The organism is Novosphingobium meiothermophilum (assembly GCF_003171715.1).
Classification (GTDB): domain Bacteria; phylum Pseudomonadota; class Alphaproteobacteria; order Sphingomonadales; family Sphingomonadaceae; genus Novosphingobium; species Novosphingobium meiothermophilum.
The window spans coordinates 1-16779 of the sequence record NZ_QGHL01000007.1 but is presented as its reverse complement, the minus strand read 5'-3'; the positions used below and the strand labels follow the sequence as shown (position 1 = coordinate 16779).

16 protein-coding genes are annotated in these 16779 nt (G+C 64.3%); 12 read left to right on the top strand and 4 right to left on the bottom strand.

Going from position 1 to position 16779, the window contains the following annotated elements; all coding sequences use genetic code 11:
- The first annotated feature begins 4 nt into the window (after positions 1-4).
- Genes DKM43_RS04285 through DKM43_RS04230 form a run of 12 tightly spaced genes read left to right on the top strand, consistent with a single transcriptional unit; the run spans position 5 to position 13857 of the window.
- Complete coding sequence (locus tag DKM43_RS04285; RefSeq protein WP_109797270.1) at positions 5-817, top strand: TraV family lipoprotein; 813 nt, start codon at positions 5-7, stop codon at positions 815-817.
- Positions 817-3360: a type IV secretion system protein TraC gene (gene traC, locus DKM43_RS04280; RefSeq protein WP_109797269.1), complete on the top strand. Its 2544-nt coding sequence runs from the start codon at positions 817-819 to the stop codon at positions 3358-3360. The genes DKM43_RS04285 and traC overlap by 1 nt, the downstream gene beginning before the upstream one ends.
- A gap of 29 nt (positions 3361-3389) precedes the next feature.
- The gene (locus DKM43_RS04275; RefSeq protein WP_109797268.1) at positions 3390-3782 is read left to right on the top strand and encodes a hypothetical protein; all 393 of its coding nucleotides are present in this window, start codon (positions 3390-3392) and stop codon (positions 3780-3782) included.
- Positions 3779-4186 (top strand): type-F conjugative transfer system protein TrbI, encoded by a 408-nt coding sequence (locus tag DKM43_RS04270; RefSeq protein WP_109797267.1) that lies wholly within the window; start codon positions 3779-3781, stop codon positions 4184-4186. The genes DKM43_RS04275 and DKM43_RS04270 overlap by 4 nt, the downstream gene beginning before the upstream one ends.
- Entirely contained in the window at positions 4173-4697 is a 525-nt protein-coding gene (locus DKM43_RS04265) for a S26 family signal peptidase (protein WP_109797266.1), read from the top strand. The genes DKM43_RS04270 and DKM43_RS04265 overlap by 14 nt, the downstream gene beginning before the upstream one ends.
- The gene (gene traW, locus DKM43_RS04260; protein ID WP_109797265.1) at positions 4694-5341 is read left to right on the top strand and encodes a type-F conjugative transfer system protein TraW; all 648 of its coding nucleotides are present in this window, start codon (positions 4694-4696) and stop codon (positions 5339-5341) included. Before DKM43_RS04265 ends, traW begins: the two co-directional genes overlap by 4 nt.
- Complete coding sequence (gene traU / locus DKM43_RS04255) at positions 5338-6366, top strand: conjugal transfer pilus assembly protein TraU (RefSeq protein ID WP_109797264.1); 1029 nt, start codon at positions 5338-5340, stop codon at positions 6364-6366. The genes traW and traU overlap by 4 nt, the downstream gene beginning before the upstream one ends.
- On the top strand, positions 6363-7127 hold the full coding sequence (gene trbC / locus DKM43_RS04250; protein ID WP_109797263.1) for a type-F conjugative transfer system pilin assembly protein TrbC: 765 nt from the start codon (positions 6363-6365) through the stop codon (positions 7125-7127). Before traU ends, trbC begins: the two co-directional genes overlap by 4 nt.
- Positions 7124-8851 carry a conjugal transfer protein TraN gene (locus DKM43_RS04245; protein WP_109797262.1) on the top strand — a complete coding sequence of 576 codons (1728 nt, stop codon included), beginning with the start codon at positions 7124-7126 and terminating at the stop codon, positions 8849-8851. The genes trbC and DKM43_RS04245 overlap by 4 nt, the downstream gene beginning before the upstream one ends.
- Positions 8832-9683, top strand: a complete 852-nt coding sequence (locus DKM43_RS04240; protein WP_109797261.1) for a conjugal transfer protein TraF — start codon at positions 8832-8834, stop codon at positions 9681-9683. Before DKM43_RS04245 ends, DKM43_RS04240 begins: the two co-directional genes overlap by 20 nt.
- Before the next feature lies 1 nt (position 9684).
- Entirely contained in the window at positions 9685-11121 is a 1437-nt protein-coding gene (locus DKM43_RS04235; RefSeq protein WP_109797260.1) for a conjugal transfer protein TraH, read from the top strand.
- A gap of 33 nt (positions 11122-11154) precedes the next feature.
- A complete protein-coding gene (locus DKM43_RS04230) occupies positions 11155-13857 on the top strand; it encodes a conjugal transfer protein TraG N-terminal domain-containing protein (protein ID WP_109797259.1) in 2703 nt (900 codons plus the stop codon).
- A 180-nt stretch (positions 13858-14037) separates the two neighbouring features.
- On the opposite strand, the gene DKM43_RS04225 is transcribed toward DKM43_RS04230, so the two are convergent.
- The 4 genes from DKM43_RS04225 to DKM43_RS04210 form a co-directional block, all read right to left on the bottom strand.
- A complete protein-coding gene (locus tag DKM43_RS04225) occupies positions 14038-14331 on the bottom strand; it encodes a hypothetical protein (RefSeq protein ID WP_109797258.1) in 294 nt (97 codons plus the stop codon).
- 120 nt (positions 14332-14451) lie between these two features.
- A complete protein-coding gene (gene tnpC / locus DKM43_RS04220) occupies positions 14452-16110 on the bottom strand; it encodes an IS66 family transposase (RefSeq protein WP_456238507.1) in 1659 nt (552 codons plus the stop codon).
- A 65-nt stretch (positions 16111-16175) separates the two neighbouring features.
- Positions 16176-16529 carry an IS66 family insertion sequence element accessory protein TnpB gene (gene tnpB, locus DKM43_RS04215; RefSeq protein WP_020820683.1) on the bottom strand — a complete coding sequence of 118 codons (354 nt, stop codon included), beginning with the start codon at positions 16527-16529 and terminating at the stop codon, positions 16176-16178.
- Complete coding sequence (locus DKM43_RS04210; RefSeq protein WP_201739777.1) at positions 16523-16681, bottom strand: hypothetical protein; 159 nt, start codon at positions 16679-16681, stop codon at positions 16523-16525. The genes tnpB and DKM43_RS04210 overlap by 7 nt, the downstream gene beginning before the upstream one ends.
- Between the last annotated feature and the right edge of the window lie 98 nt (positions 16682-16779).

Here is a 16779-nt window from a genome sequence, read left to right as displayed (position 1 = left end):
CCCCATGCGGTTTCCATCACGTCTGCTTGTCTGCGCCTGCCTGGCCGGCTTCTCCAGTGGCTGCGCCACGTTCGGCACCAATGTCGAAGGCGACTTCACCTGCCGGGCGCCCAAGGGCGACTGCGCACCGGCCCACGTCATCGATGCCAAGGCGACGAACACTCTGTCGGCGGGCACGCCGCCTCATGCCGAGACACGCCCCCGGTCGGGCGTGGTGGATGCTGACACCACGCGTACGGCGGAGCGGACCCTGCGGGTCGTCTTCCCAGCTCATGTCGATGAGGCAGGAACGCTCCATGATGAAGCGGTCGCCTGGACAGTCGTCGACAACCCGCGCTGGGCAACCGAACTGCGCCGCAAGGCGGGTGAGGACAAGAGCGGGGCCGTCATGCGCCAGGTCCGCCGGCAGTTGAAGGCCGCTCAAGCTGCGTCGGCACACGAAGCCGCAGACGGACACTCGGATATTTCCGTCGATCTTGCGTCGCCCTTTTCATCCGCGCCCACGAACGGGACCAGCACCCTGGAGACCCCGGGCACTGATGCCCCCAGTTCCGAAAATGCAGTTTCAGATGCCTCGCCGCTGGTCCTCCCCTCCACGGCGCGCGAGGCCGTTGCCGGTGCAAAAGCACCGGCGGTCGAGGGGTTCGACACGCCGCCTCCCCCGCGTGATCGGACCCCTCGGCCTGCGGCGGGGCAAAGCACTCCGGTGTTCCCGAGCGCGGCAGCAATTGAAGCCGCAAAAGCTGCAATCCGCCCGGCAATCCGATCCGGCGGCCAGCCCAACGTCAGCACCCCGCAGCCCAAGGAACCCAAGTGATGGCCGAGCAACTCAAGACCGTGGTCGACCGGCTGCTCAGCGGACTGCTGGGCGATGCCGAGCACGCCGAAAAGGCCCGTCCCCAGCTCATGGTCGACATGCTCTCGGACTGGCTGCCCTACCGTGTCTATGACCCGGCAACGCGCCTGTACTTCAACGCACGCTCGAAGGGCTTTGTCCTCTCGGTCACGCCGCTGATCGGCGCGGACGAGCGCACAGGGGAAATCCTCGGGCAATTCTTCTCGGAAGGCTTACCAGCGGGCGCCTGCCTGCAGGTGCTCCACCTTGCGAGCCCGCGCATCAGCAGAATCATCGCCCCGTGGTTTGCGCCACGGTACATGCAGGGCGGCGTGTACGAGGCGATTGCCCGTCACCGCGCGCGGCGGCTCTATTCGCTCGTCTGGGAGTCCGGTTCTGCGGACGCACCCTTTCATGCGCGGCATCACCAGGTCATCGTCTCGGTCGGCGTGCCAACATCGAAGGCGGTCAGCAACGAGGATCTCAAACAGACCCGCGAGGGGTTGGTGGCGATGCTCAAGTCGCTGAACCTCGGCGTGGTCGAAGTAGGGCCCGAAGCGCTCATCGCTGTCATCGATGATCTGACCTCGCCCACCACGGCGCCGCAGGATGATGCGGTGCCCTACAACCCGAACGATCCGATCGCCTCGCAGGCGATCCGCCACGACATCGAACTGGTCGTGGCCGAAGATCGCATGCGGCTGGTGACTGAGCGGTTCCGGCCCACTGGCAAGGTCAATGACGGCGTGCCCGAGATCGGGACCGTCTATCCCGATGCCTTCGATGTCCGGCATTTTGCCGTCCGCAACATGCCATCGCGCTGGGCCCCGTGGGAATGCGCGCGGCTCATCGGCGACCTGTTCACCGACAAGCTGCGCTTCCCCTGCCCGGCCGCCACCATGCTCTGCCTTGTCTACCCTGACCAGGAGGCGGCGTCGGCCAAGGCCGGCTTCAAGTTCATGCGGACAACCAGCCTCGCCGGAACCCGCAGCGCCCGGTTCCTGCCGCGGATCGGCGAACAGGCCGCCGAGTGGCAACATGTTCAGGCTGAGCTGCAGGAAGGCCGCCGTCTGGTGCGCGTGTTCTACGGCGTGACGACCTATTCGCCACTTGGGTCCGGCGACCGCCACGAGCGCGCGATCAAGTCGATCTACAAGGCGGCAGGCTGGGACCTCACCGACGAGCGCTATCTGCAGATCCAGGGGCTTCTCGCGGCGATGCCGCTGACGCTAGCCGACGGGCTCGGTGCCGACATGGAGCGGCTGAAGCGGTTCAAGACCGTTCTGTCGATCACGGCAGCCAATATCGCGCCCATGCAGGGCGAGTATCTCGGCAGCACCCACCCCCACCTGCTGTTCGTCGGGCGGCGCGGCCAGCCCTTCTTCTGGTCGCCGTTCGAGAACGAGGCCGGCAACCACAATGTTGCGATCTGCGGCAAGTCGGGATCGGGCAAGTCGGTGCTGCTCCAGGAGATGTGCGCCGCGCTGCGCGGTGCCGGCGCACAGGTTGTCGTGATCGACGATGGCCGCAGCTTCGAGCACTCGGTCAAGCTGCAGGGCGGCCGCTTTGTCGAGTTCACGATTGCAGCGGGCTTTTGCCTCAACCCGTTCTCGATGATCGATGCCACCCGCGCCGCCGAAGACGAGGACTACCGTCTCGACTGCTTCGGGATGATCAAGGCCATCGTCGGGCAAATGGCTCGCCACAGCGCGAAGCTGACGGATACTGAGCGCGGATTGATCGACCGGGCGGTCAACCTCGTCTGGGCGCAGCACGGCGCGGCTGCCACAGTTACGACCGTCGGCGAGATGCTGGCCAGTCTCGGCCATGACACTGCCGCTGATATCGCAACCGCGCTTGCCCCCTACATGGCGGGCGGAACTTACGGCGCCTTCTTCGAAGGCCAGGCAAGCCTCGACCTCGATGCGGACTTCACGGTCTTCGAGATGTCCGACCTTGCGAGCCGGGAGGATCTGCGCAGCGTCGTCCTCTCAGCCATCATGTTCATGACCAGCCAAGCCATGACGCGAAGCCCAAGGTCACTGCGCAAGCTTCTGCTGATCGATGAAGCCTGGTCGATGCTCAAGGGCGGTTCGATGGGTGAATTCGTCGAAACCTACGCCCGCACCTGCCGCAAGTATGGCGGCGCGCTGGCGACCGCTACCCAGTCGCTCAACGACTACTACAAGTCCGACGGGGCAACGGCGGCGCTCGAGAACAGCGACTGGATGCTGATCCTCCAGCAGAAGCCGGAGACGATCGCCGATTTCAAGGCGAGCAAACGCCTCGATATGGACGATCGCACCGAGACGCTGATCCGCAGCCTCAAGCGCTCCGGGAGCGACTATTCCGAGGTGTTCATCAAGGGCCCGGAGACCGAGGCGATCGGGCGGCTCGTGCTCGATGACTATTCGGCAACGCTCTTCTCGAGTTCGCCCCAGACCTTCGCCGCCATCGATGCCGAGATCGCCCGCGGCCACCAGCTCGCCGATGCCATCGAGCGCATCGCTCATCCCAATCGCTGACATCCCCAGATCAAAGGATCCCCATTTCCATGCCTCTCCATCTCGTCACCCCTTTCGACCGGCCCGATGCGCCCGGAGACGAACAGCCCCTCTTCTCGCCGGTGCCGACCTGGCGCTCGCGCATGGCCGATGGCTGCTACATCGTGCTGCGCGGTAGTCTGTTTCTGGGCTCGTCCTACCTGATGGCGCTGGGCCTGCCGCTGCTCTTCTTCCTGCTGTTGTCGGGCGGAAATCCCGATGCCTTCTTCGCCCATGTCGCCAATCTCGGTGACCGCTTCCTGGCGTCCGATCTCGCACGGCGCGTGACCTTCCTCGACCAGTGCAAGTTGGTGCTGATCGGTCTCGCCACCTTAGTCGTCGTGTGGCGCATGCCGCGCTTCATCCGTGATCTCGACCGCGAACTCTCGGGAGAAAAGCTGTGAAGAACATTCTGGCAACATCAAACCTTCGCAGGCGGCTGGCATCGATCAATCTCACCGCTGTCGTGCTCGGCGTCGGCATGATCGGCCAGGTCCTGTGGGGCGTCTGGGCGACCGACAAGCTGCTCACCCTTGAAAAGCGCGAGGTCGTGACGGTCCAGCTGAGCCGGATCATGGGCGATTTCATCGAGGCCGAAGCGCGTGCCGGCCGAACTCCGGAAGAAACCAGGATGCGCGTCCAGGCCTACCTCAAGGCTGTGGAAGCCTCGGTGCAGCGGCTCGGGCGCGAAGGCCGCACGGTCCTCGTTGCCGAAGCCGTGGTCGCCGGCAGCACGCCGGACCTGACGCAATCTGTGCGCGCCGATGTTGTGCGCCGGATGGGAGCCCTTCCCGATGCAGCCCGCTGATCGCCTGTTCCGCTCTGCGTCCGCACGCCGGCTCGCGCTCTGGGGCGGGCTTGGCGCCGGGGCGCTGGCGCTCTCCTCGCTCGCCGCCTTCGCTCAGGGCCACGCGCTCATGATCAACGTGAGCCCCAGCCTGCCCTACTGGGCCCTCTGGGTGACGCGCGGGGAGGCCGTGCACCGCGGGGATATCATCCTTTTCGATCCGCCTGCTTCCTCGTTGCTGGTGAAGCATTTCGGGGCGAAGCCCAAGCCGTTCGGCAAGCGTGTGAGCGGTGTTCCGGGCGACATCATCACCGAGCAAAACCGCATCTACTTCGTCAACGGTGAGGCCGTGGCCAAGGCCAAGCTTGAGAGCCGCCTCGGCGAACCGCTGGCGCTTGGACCTACGGGGCGCGTGCCGAAAGGCTGCTACTTCGTCACCAGCGAACACAAGGATGGCTTCGACAGTCGCTATGCCGCGATCGGTTGGATCTGTGGACCGCGCATACTCGGGGTCGGGAGGCCAATCCTGTGAGGCTCCTCACTCTGCCGGTTTGCACCACTGCGCTGGCGCTGGCCATCGCACCACAGGCAATGGCTCGCGATTACGGCCAGCACGGCGCGGTATGGCCGGTCATCGAACCGGACCTGCTTCAGCAGATCCATGCCAGGCTCACCCAGCTTGAGAAGACCGGCGAAACGGCCCGTCTCAACGAAGAGCTGAAGCGGCGGACAATCGCCCGGGTCAACCGGCCAGAGCCGGTCGCGGGCGTTACCCTCGCCTCGGCGCTGCGCAGCTGGCGCTTCGATCCGACGATCACCGCCCCGCGCGACATTGCCGACGACAAGGGCCGGGTCATCATTGCCGCAGGCACGCGGGTCAATCCGCTCGATACCGTGCCGCTGCGCGCACCCCTCGTCTTTCTCGACGGGGACGACCCGGCGCAGCTCGCCTGGGCCACCCGCCGCTTTGCCAGCACCAAGGCGAAGCTCATCCTCGTAGCCGGTGCGCCGCTCGAACTCATGAAGGCCCGTCAGCGGCGCTTCTACTTCGATCAGGGCGGCACGCTGGTGAAACACTTCGGCATTCGCGCGGTGCCCGCAACCGTCGAGCAGCAGGGCCGCGCGCTCGTCATCACCGAACAGCCCGTGCCTCCCAAGGAGCGTTCGCCGTCATGAGCAAGAAAAAACGCCTTCTGTCATGGCTTTGCGGAGCACTTCTGCTCACCAGCCTGAGCGTCGTGTCCAGTGCTCCTGCCAAGGCTGCGGCCGGCCCCGGGCGCTGCACTGGCAAGTTCGTCAATCCGATCACGGACATTTGCTGGTCATGCCTGTTTCCGATCTCGATCGGCGGCCTGAAGATCTGGCCGTCGAGCCGTCCCGATCCCAGCAACCCGGCTCTCCCCGTTTGCCTCTGCGGTTTGCGGCCCGGCATCGCCATGGGGTTCTGGGAGCCGGTCCGGCTTGCCGACGTCAGCATGAAGCCATGGTGCTTCGTCAATCTCGGCGGGATGAAGCTCGATCCGGGGTTCGACATCGGCTTCAAGTCGATGGCGGGGCCATCGGCGGTCGGCGGTAACACCCAGTACAACTCGCAGTGGCATGTCCACTGGTATGCCTATCCGCTGATCTATTGGATGGAAATCGTCGCCGACTTCCTGTGCCTCGAGTCCGGCTCGATCGACATCCTCTATATCACCGAGATCGATCCTCTCTGGCAGGACAGCGAGCTCACCGCGATCATCAATCCCGAGGCGGTCCTCTTCGCCAATCCCTTGGCGCTTGCCGCCTGTGCAGCGGACTGCGTGGCGGCAACGGCCAAGCTGCCGACCGATGAGCTGTTCTGGTGCGCGGGCTGCCAGGGCACGATGTATCCGCTCAACGGCAATGTCTCGGCAACGATCGGCCATGTGCAGGCATCGCGGCTCGCGCTCGCCCGCTTCTCCTACAAGCTCCACCGCGAGCTCGTTGCCTGGGGGACGATGGGCAGCAAAGGGCTTTGCGGCAAGTACCTGATGCCGGTGATGCGCAAGCAACAATACCGCTTCCAGGCCACCAATCCCAATCCGCAGACCAAGGGCCGCTACGCCTGCGCGCCCATTGGCGCCTCCACCACCTTCATGTCGGCAGGCCAGGTCTATCCCGCCATTGGCGAGGACATGGGCTACCTGGTCTGGCGCAAGCGGAATTGCTGTGCGCTATGAATAGACTCCCTCATCTTCTTGTAGTCGCGTCGCTTTCCAGCCTTGCTGCTTTGGCTGGCGCCTCGGCGCAGACGGCCGAACCGGACCTCGATCTCGCCGCTATCCGGGCTCGGGCCAGTGCGGGCGCCAGCGATGCCGACGCGCTGTCCGCCAATGCCCGCTCCAGAGCCGAAGCCCTGGCGCGGGAGGCGAAGACCAGCTCCGACGAGGCCGAGGCGCACGCCCGCCGCTACACCCGCGAGGCTACAGCGAACGCGAAGCCTGGTGAGGCCAGCACGTTCGATTTTGACCGGATGGTGGCCGATGCCGGCGCCATGACCAGCGAAGGCATGGGCGAGGCGCCGAGGTTCATCGCCTTTGCTTCGCTATCGATGCCGCCTGCAGCGCTGCGTGCGATGATCGACGACGTGACCAAGGCTGGCGGTGTTGTTGCCTTGCGCGGGCTGCCCGGCAACAGCGCCAAGGTTCTCACGGCGGCATTGGCCAAAGTTGCCAAGCCCGGCGAGCAGCTGGACGGCGTCGGTATCGACCCGCGGCTGTTCCGCGCCTTCGGAATCGAGGCGGTTCCCACCTACGTCGTCACCAGCAGCGACTTCGATCTGTGCGACGGCTTCGACTGCCGAACGCAGGTTCCGCCGCACGACCGGATGAGCGGCAATGTCAGCGCAGCTTACGCGCTCGAGACCTTCGCGCGCGGCGGCGGCCCCGGCGCTTTGCTCGCCGCCCAGCACCTCGCCCGACTTGAAAGGCAGGTTCCATGAAACGATCGGTCCTCTCTCTCGCTGGCGTGGGCGCGCTTCTTCTCGCCCTCGTCGGCCCGCTCCACGCCCAAACCACAACTGATGCTGCCAAGGCCGACGGCAAGGCTTTCGGGCGGGACAAGGCAGCCTCGGCGCAAAGCGCGGCAACGACGAACCCCGATGCGAGCCGCATTCCCAATTTCCGCGGCACGCCGAGCCAGTCGGGTTACTTCGACGATCCTGACCGGATGAGCCGCGAAGCGGCGAGCCAGGCGACGACCAACACCGGCTACAAGGCCATGCGGGATTCGATGGACCGGCGCGCCCGGTTTGCGCCGCAGGATCTCGACGCAACGATCGCGCGCAGCAATGTGATCAGCGATGACCCGCTCGCCTATACGAGCGGAATGGCGATCGGCGGCGCACAAGGGCGGTGCGTGCCCTTGCCGCCCGCCAGCGGCACCGCGGCGCGCTACATGGCGACCTGCAATGTCGGTTATACGGCGACACAGGAAACGCGGACCTGCCCCGTGACATTAACCGCGCGTGTCGAGCAGCGGCAGGTCTACGGCTACTATTGCGTAGGCGGCAGCGGGGTCGATCCGGCTTCGGCCTACAATTGCAACCGCTACCCCGCGCCGCAGTGCACGGTCACGCAGTCCTATCCGATCAACCTGTGCGATCCTTACTTCGGGATCTACTGGGGCTGTAACTCGGGCGATCTGAGGGTCGATCTCGTCAGTTGCACGGCGCCGGTCGATGGCGCCACGCCCTACACGGTGACAGGCGAGAACGTCGTCACAACGGCGCGCGATGAAAGCCAGTGTGCTGGTCTTGCGGCTGATACCTCGTGCCAGCAGGACACCGAGACGTGCACGGACAGCGATCCGGTGACCCGCATCGTCGATGGCATCGCCGTGACGCAGCCGTGCTGGGCGTGGAGCCGCAGTTACAGCTGTGCGCAGTTCACCGAGGCACAGGACTGCCAGACACTTGAAGCCACTCCGGGCTGCAAGCTGGTGCGCGAAGACTGCCTCGCAGGGGAGCCCTGCCGCACCTGGGAGCGGGTCTATGATTGCCCGGTTCCAGACCGGCCTGGGAACACCGGCCAGTTCATCTGCGACGGCGATGTCTACTGCATCGATGGCTCATGCGAGACCATCCAGCGCGAGGCCAACGACGAGTTCAAGGACGCGGCCGTCGCCTTGAACGCGATGAACCAGGCGCGCCGCGAATTCGATCCGAACAATCTCACTCTGTTCAAGGGGACCCGAGAAAGCTGCTCGTCCAAGGTCTTCGGCGTGCTCAACTGCTGCAAGGGCAAGGGCTTCCCGCTTATCCCGGGCATCCAGCTGCTCGTGGCGCTGGGCTGCAGCCGCGAGGAGATGCTGCTGCATCAGAAGGATGCGCAGGGTCTGTGCGCCTACGTCGGCACCTATTGCTCGTCCTCGTTCCTTGGCGTGTGCCTGACCAAGCGCAAGGTCTACTGCTGCTTTGAATCCAAGCTTTCGCGGATCCTTCAGGAGCAGGGCCGCCAGCAGCTGAACAAGCCCTGGGGCAAGCCGAAGACCGAGCAATGCCAGGGCTTCACCATCGACGAGTTTGCCCGGCTCGACCTCTCGAAAATGGACTTCAGCGAGGTCTACGCCGAGTTCACCGACGCTGCTCGCCTGCCTGACGAGCTGCAGGCCACCCAGGACATCCAACAGAAGATCGAGGACTACTATGCGCGCGCCCGCCAGTAAGGCCGCGTGGTGGCTGCTTGCCGCCTGCGCGATTGCCAATTCCGTTTGCCAGTTGTCTCCGGCGACCGCCCAGTCGGTCGCAAGCCGGACCGATGCGCCGCCCAGCGCACAATCGGCCGAGCGCCAAGATAGCTTCTATTGCGAGGAACGGCGGCTCGGATACTGGTTTTACTGCGAGCGGCCCAAGACGCCGGACCAGAATTCGCCCTCGCCAGCACCTACGTCCAGCGCGACCAGCCAACTTGACGCGATCACGGCGACCTTGCGCGAACTGAAGGCCAAGGCGATCCTCGAGCCGACGCCAGCAAATGTGACGGCCTATATTCGGTTCCAGCGCGCCCAGCTCGACCGGGCATCGCTCTTCAGCGACGTCTGGCAGCGGGCGATCTGGCAGGATCCCGAGCTCGACTACACGCTGCAGCGCCCGGTCTCGACGCTTGGCAAACGCCAGTGGCAGGATTCGCGAAGCGCTGAACGGAACGCTGCGATGGCCCAGCTTTCCGAGCGCTACGGGCTGTTCTACTTCTTCGCGCAGAGCTGCGGCGCCTGCGAAGTCATGTCGCCGATCGTGCAGAGCGTTGCCTCGACCTGGCATATCGCTGTGCGCGCGATTTCGACCGACGGCGGCCCGTCGCGGCATTTCCCGAACTACACGGTCGAGACCAACCAGCGCAGCCGCATGGGGCTCGAGCCCAAGATCACGCCAGCGGTCGTGCTCTGGGACGCGCAGACCGGCCGCCCCATCCCGATCGGCTACGGCGTCATGAGCGCCGACGAGCTGCAGGACCGGATTTACCTCCTCACATCGAAGGAAGCTGGACGTGACTACTAGGATGAAAAGAGCCGTCGCTGCGCTCCTTGCAGCCGCCATCCACCTCACCCTCCCGCTGTCTGGCGCATCGGCCGATGTCGGCAGTTCGATGGACTCGTTTCTGAACGACGTCGGGGGCGCTGCCAACGTCAACGGGCCGACCGCGTTCCAGGGGCAATCTGCCGGCTATTACAGCCTCGGCAATGTCTGGACGCGGTTCCCGCAGAAGACCAGCAACATCGCCAATCTACAGCTGCCGCGCGCCCGCGCCGGTTGCGGCGGCATCGACATCTTTGCCGGGTCCTTCAGCTTCATCAACGCGAGCGAGATCGTCGCGATGCTGAAGGCAGTCGCGAACAATGCGGTCGGCTTCGCCTTCAGCCTGGCGATCGACACGGTCTGCCCTGAATGCTCGAAGATCATGCAGGAGTTCAGCCAGAAGGCTCAGCTCATGAACAACCTCAACATAAACTCCTGCGAAATGGCCCAGGGTCTGGTGGGCGGGATCTGGCCGAAGGGCGACCTTGCCGACAAGGCGATCTGCGAAGCGATCGGCAACTCCGAAGGGATTTTCACCGACTATGCCGCGGCCAAGCATGGGTGCGGCACCAAGGGGCAGCGATCGAGCACGACCGCGCAAGGCTCGGGCAAATATGATGACGTCAATCCCGGGGTGCCGCGAAACTACACCTGGACGATCCTCAAGAAGTCGGCGTTCTTCTCGCCAGGCGGCCGGTTCGACGAAGAGCTCGCCGAATATGCGATGACGCTGCTCGGCACGATAATATACGTGCCCCCAAAGGACGATGAGCCGGGCAAGTTCGTGCCAATCGTCGGCGAAGCCTCGTCCACCCTCGTGACTTCGCTGCTGGATGGCACGGCGAATGGCAATGTCCTCATTTTCGACTGCGACGAGCCGGAAAAGTGCCTCAACCCGGGCTTCAAGTCGCTGAGCCTGCCGACATCGAAAGCGCTGCGGCCGCGCGTGGCGGCGCTTGTCGGCGGCATGGTTCAGGCCATCCGCGACGACACCGCGATCAGCGCAGAGCAGAAGGAACTGCTGCAAGTCGCGTCTATCCCGCTCTACAAGATCCTGACTGTCCAGGCGGCCTACGGCCGGGGCATGCCGACCGACGACCGGGAGACCCTGGCCGAGATCGCCAGTGTCGACCTGCTGTTTGCCGTGCTCGACCGGATCGTGAGCGAGGCGGGCCGCTCGATGTCGAGCTTCATCGGAGCCGACGAAGCCAAGATCGCGATGTGGCAGAATCAGGTCAATGTCGTGCGTCAGGCTCTCGCTGACCGGCAGGCCAACACGCACCTCAAGGTCAATGCGGTGCTGCAGATCATCGAGAAGACGGCGTTCATCGAGAACGTGCTGGCCGCCTCGATGTCGCCCGGAATGGCCGCATCGCTGGACTGGTCGCGCGGCGTCCAGAACCGCGCCCTCACCCACTGACCGGACCAACCACATCCAGGCGGGACAACAGACATGGTCGAGATTTTCACGGTCGGCGGCGGGGACTATCTGGTCAACGTCTTCCAGGCGGTCGCCGCCTGGACCGGCAACGGGGGCTACAAGAGCCTGCTCCAGGTGGTGATGGTAATGGGGCTTGGCCTGTCTGCCATCACCCTCGCGTTCAATCAGGACTGGCGCGCCTGGATCAACTGGTTCCTAGGCGCAACGCTCATCTACTCCTGCCTCATGGTGCCGCGGCTCGATGTCCATGTGACCGACCGGCTCAATCCGAGCCTTGCCCCGGCCAATGTCAGCAACGTGCCGATGGGCTTGGCCTTGATGGCGAGCTTTACCAGCCAGGTCGGCGACTATCTGACGGGCTCGGCAGAAGTGGTGTTCGGCCTGCCTGGGGATCTCAACTATTCGAAAAACGGGATGATCTACGGCGCGCGGCTCTACGATGCGACCCGGTCCTTGCGGATTTCCGATCCGGAGTTTGCTGCCAATCTCGACGAGCACTTCCGGCAATGCGTGTTCTACGACGTTCTGCTCGGCCGCTACTCGATGAAGGAGCTCGCGGAAACCGGCGACATCTGGGCGACGATCGCGCCGGGCAGCCAGGCGCGCGCGCAGCGGTTCCTGACCCGGGATGCCACTTCAGGCCAGGTGAGCTCGAAAATCGTGACCTGCCGCGAGGCCTATGACACGCTCAATGCGCAGTGGGCTGGCCTCGTCGATGCGATGGGATCGGTGTTTGGCCGCCAGCTTTACCCCAACCAGACGGCCGCGCTCGCCAAGGCAAAGCTCTTTGCCGACCTGCCGGTGGCCTATCAGTACCTCACCGGCGTCTCGGCCAACGCGACCGAGATCTTCAAGCAGACGCTGACCATCAACGCGATGAGCCAGGCCATGCATTCGATGTCCGGCACCAGCGGCGCGGGCAATGTCGATGTCTACGCCCAGACCCGCGCTGACATTCAGACCGAGCGGACCTATGGCTCGATTGCGAGCAACGCGATGAAGTGGGTCCCGCTCCTGAATGTCGTGCTGACCGTGCTGTTCTACGCCCTCTTCCCGGTCCTGTTTCCCCTGTTCCTGCTTCCCAAGACCGGGCCTGTCGCACTCAAGGGCTACGTGACGGGCTTCTTCTATCTCGCGGCCTGGGGGCCGCTGTTCGTGATCCTCCACATGATGCTGATGTACAAGGGCGCGGCCGACATGATCGCGGTCACGGGCAGCAACGGCCTCAGCCTTGCAAGCTTTACCGGGATGGCCGACGTCAACAGCGATATCGGTCTGCTGGCAGGCTATCTTATTGCATCGGTGCCGTTCCTGGCAGGCGGTGTGGCCAAGGGCGCCATGGCGATTTCCCACCACGCCACGAGCTACCTCAACCCGAGCCAGAACGCGGCCGAGGAAGCAGCCCGGGAGGCGAGTACCGGCAACGTCTCGCTCGGCAACACAAGCTTCGAAAACTCGAGCGTCCTCACCCGCCAGTTCGCACAAGGCACGATCGCGCCGAGCTTCACCTATGGCGCGCCGCAGACGCGGACCTTCAGCGACACCGGGGCAATGACCACGAGCTTTCCTGACGGCAGCTACGATCAGATCCCGACATCCAGCTATCCTTTCACGCCGACGCTGGGCCAGGAATTCACGGCGCGCCTTTCGACGATGGCATCGCAGGCCCGCGCCAACAGCGAGACCTATGCGAATGTCGCAACGGAATCGACGACCAGCGCGGTCACGAAGTTCCGCGAGCTGAGAGACCAGTTCAGCCGAGGCGCATCCTTCGAGAGCGCAACCGGTACCTCGAATTCCGACAGTATCCAGACCGCGTTCAGCGAGGTCGATCAGGCATCGACCAATCTGCAGCGGCAATTCGGACTGTCGCGCAGAGCGGCCGATGACATCTCTACCGCTTGGTTCCTGGGTGGCGAGGCGGGCGCCAAAGCTGGGATTTCTAATGGCGTGCTCTCGGGAAGCGTAGGAGCGAAGGGCGGTGGGACACGCACATGGACCGACAGCGACATCGGCATCGCATCCGAAGACCGTTCCCGGATCTTTGGAAGCCTGTCCCAGATGTCTGACAGCCGCAATTGGTCTAGCACCCGCGATGGGTTCGTACGCTCAGTTAGTACCTCATCAAGCTCGTCGATCTCGAGCACCGCGAGCGGCATGAACGCATCTCTGACAGAAGCCCAAAGCTTCACAATCGAAGCTCGTCGGGCCGAGGAGCTTGCCAATCGTCTCGAGAGCCAGGCATCTTTCTTCGAAGGAAACAGCGCTGCAGGCAGTCTCAATCTGTCCCAAGCCTACCGCGAATGGGGCCTAGCCGAGATCGAGAGCAACCGCGATTTCTATGGCACTGCGCGGTTCGACGACGTCAATTTCCAACTCAGCCCGGAGGGCCAAGCATTGCAGGCAAAGTTCATCGAAAGCTATGCCGAGCAGCTTCGCGACGGGATCGACGATCGCCTCGTACTCGTCCCTGGACAGCCCGTATCCCGATCGGCAGTCTCTGACGCAGGATCGGTGCGCGGTTGGGCACAGACGGGCGGTGGGGCGTCCGGTTCAGTGCCCAGCGTAGGTGCGGGCGATCTTTATGAAGAGGTGCAAAGGGCTCAGGCGGCCGGTCGCCAGAAGATTACCGGCTCTAGGGGGCGTCTGGACGCAATGACCAAGGGAGCCCAAGGTGCCAGTGCAGAAGCAGCGGATGATGTTAAGGAGTGGTGACCTGCAACGTTCACCACAGGCCGAAGGACGCTCCAGCCAGAAACGCGAAAACTGCGCCAATGACGATAAGGCGTAAGCGTCCGGTCGAGACCGTTGCCGGCGATGGCCGGTTTTAGGATGCAGGCCGAGGCATCGGAATGACCGTTCGTGGGTGGATAGCGGCCTTTCAAAGAGCCGCAGCTAGGCGCTCGCTATCTGCTCGGCTCTGTTCGTTCGCAGTGCGAAAAGCAGGATCGCGGCGATATAAGTCAACAAGACAATCAATACCTTCGGATCGGCGATGACCTCCCACCCGGTTTCAGCAAACTCGTGCTGAAACCGGCCGACGAAGTAGGCCGCGGCGATAGCTGCCGACACATTCCCGCGAGGCTTGCCCTGAACCCACCGCCCGATAGCCAGATAAGCCAGGCCCATGACAAGAATGATCTGACAGGAAGCGATGAACGCAAGCCCCAGTCCAAGCCCGAAAGTCATCTCGCTGCCTCCGTGTTTCCAATCAGATAGCAGTCGCCTGCTTTGGCAACAATGGGGTCGGTTGCTGAAAGGCGGCTTTTGGCGGAAAATCGCAGATAGCTGCCATTGGCGCAATGGCCCTCAGCCGTTGCCGTGCTCGCCGGATCGAGCCGCCTTCCACGCCCATGGCAGGAGCTCGTCGAGGCGGTTGATGGGATGGCCTTTGCCGATGCGGTCGAGGACGTCGGTCAGCCAGACCTGCGGGTTCACGCCGTTGAGCTTGGCGGTCTCGAGCAGCGAATACATCGCCGCTGCCCGCTCACCGCCGCAGTCTGCGCCGGCGAACAGCCAGTTCTTGCGCCCGACCGCGATGCCGCGCAGCGCGTTCTCGGCAAGGTTGTTGTCGATCTCGAGCCGCCCGTCCTGGGTGTAGGCGAGCAGCGAAGGCTTCAGCTTGACGGCATAGCGCAGCGCCTCGGCCAGAGGCGAGCGTGCCGATGCCTGGTCGAGGACGCTGTCCGCCCACACGAAGAAGTCGAGCGCAATGAGCCTCGAGGCCGCTCGCCGGCGCAGACGCTCCATCGGAGGCTCGCCCTCGATCGACCGTTCGATCTCGTAGAGCTGCGCGATCATGTCGAGCCCCTTGCGAGCGGCAGAACCGCGGTCGGCAACGAGAACATCGTGCAGCTTGCGCCTCGCATGCGCCCAGCAGGCGACTGGGGTGATGGGGCCGGGCTCGCGGCCTGGGTCATAGAGCGCGTTAAACCCCGCATAGGCATCGGCCTGCAGAAGGCCCGAGAACGCCGCAAGGTGCTCGCGCGGTCGCTCGCCCTTGCGATCAGGACTGTAGCGGAACAGGGCTGCGGGCTTGTCGCTGGGGCTCCATCGGCGGTTATCGCGCAGATAGACCCATAATCGCCCGGTCGATGTCTTGCCCGTTCCGGGGGCCAGCACCGGGACTGGCGTGTCGTCGGCGTGGAGCTTCGGGCTCGCCATGACGTGTGAGCAAAGCCGCTCGACCAGTGGATCAAGCAGCCAGCTGATCTGACCTAGCCAGTCGGCCATCGTCGAGCGGGGAAGTTCTACGCCCTCACGCGCATAGATCTGCGACTGGCGATACAGCGGCAGGTGATCGGCGAACTTGGCAACGATGATGTGCGCAAGCAGCCCGGGAGCGGCACGGCCGCGCGGGATCGGCAGAGCGGGCGCAGATGCCTGGACGATGGTATCGCAGCACTTGCAGGCGACCTTCGGACGGACGTGGCGCACCACCCGAAAACTTGCGGGGACATATTCCAGCACTTCGGTGACGTCTTCACCCAGAACGCTGACCTTGCCAGCGCACGCGGCGCAGCGATCCTCGCCCGGTGCCGGGTGCATGATCACATCGCGTGGCAGATGATCGGGCAGCGGCGCGCGCTTGGGTTTGCGCCTGCACTTGGGCTCTTCAGTCTCGTCCTGGTCGACCTGCCCGCGCACGACGCACTCGGCGTGGGCCTGCTGGGCTTCGAGATCCTCGAGCGTCAGCTCGAGCTGGTCGGCAAGCTGCGTCATGCGCTCGGACGACTGGCCGAACTTCATCCGCCGCAGCTTGGCAAGCTGTGCTTTGAGCTTCTCGATCTGAAGCGTCGTCAGCTTGATCGCGTTGCGGGCGGCGTCGAGTTCGTCGCGTGTTGCGTTATGTGCCTTGCGCTCCTGCGCCAAGGCCTGTTCCGAAGCGGCAAGCCGCTCCTTCATTGCCGCTGCAAAGGCCCGAAGTTCGTCCGGATCGGAGGGCAGATCGAGGTCGGTGGGAGACACGAACAGCGGATAACATGGCGGGCGATCTTGACCAAGCCGAAGGTAGGAAAACCGCGCCCGATTCGTCAGATATGCACAGGCCGTTTGGGCGGCTTTGGCGCGACCGTTCGCCGCCAGTCCATCGCCTCCAAAAGCAGGGAAAACTGCGCCGGTGTCAGCACCACACCGCCATCGACAAGCGGCGGCCACACGAAGCGATGGCGCTCGAGCCGCTTGGCGAAAAGGCACAGGCCCGTGCCGTCCCACACCAGCGCCTTGAGATAGTTGCCGCGCTTGCTGCGGAACAGGAAAACATGCCCGCTGTAAGGGTCGAGCCGGAAGACTTCGCTGGCAAGCACGCTCAGGCCCGCAAAGCCCTTGCGCATATCGACCGGCTTGCTGGCCAGATAGACCTTGGTGCCCGGCGGCAGGCTCAGCATGGCACGGCCTTCAACGCGCGCAGAACCCGGGCGAGCGCCTTCTCGTTGACGAAGCTGTCGACAGTCAGGCGCGCGCCGTTGCCAAGCTCGATGGCAATCGTGCCTGCGCGTGGCGCCTCGGTCGGCGGAGAAACCTCTGCATCGGCCGCCAAAGGGTATCCATCCGGCGGGGGCCGCCTTGCGCGGGTAGGTAGCGAGCGCTCTTTAGCGTGCTCTTTTGAGCGCGCTTAGGAGTGGTCGATGGGTCAGG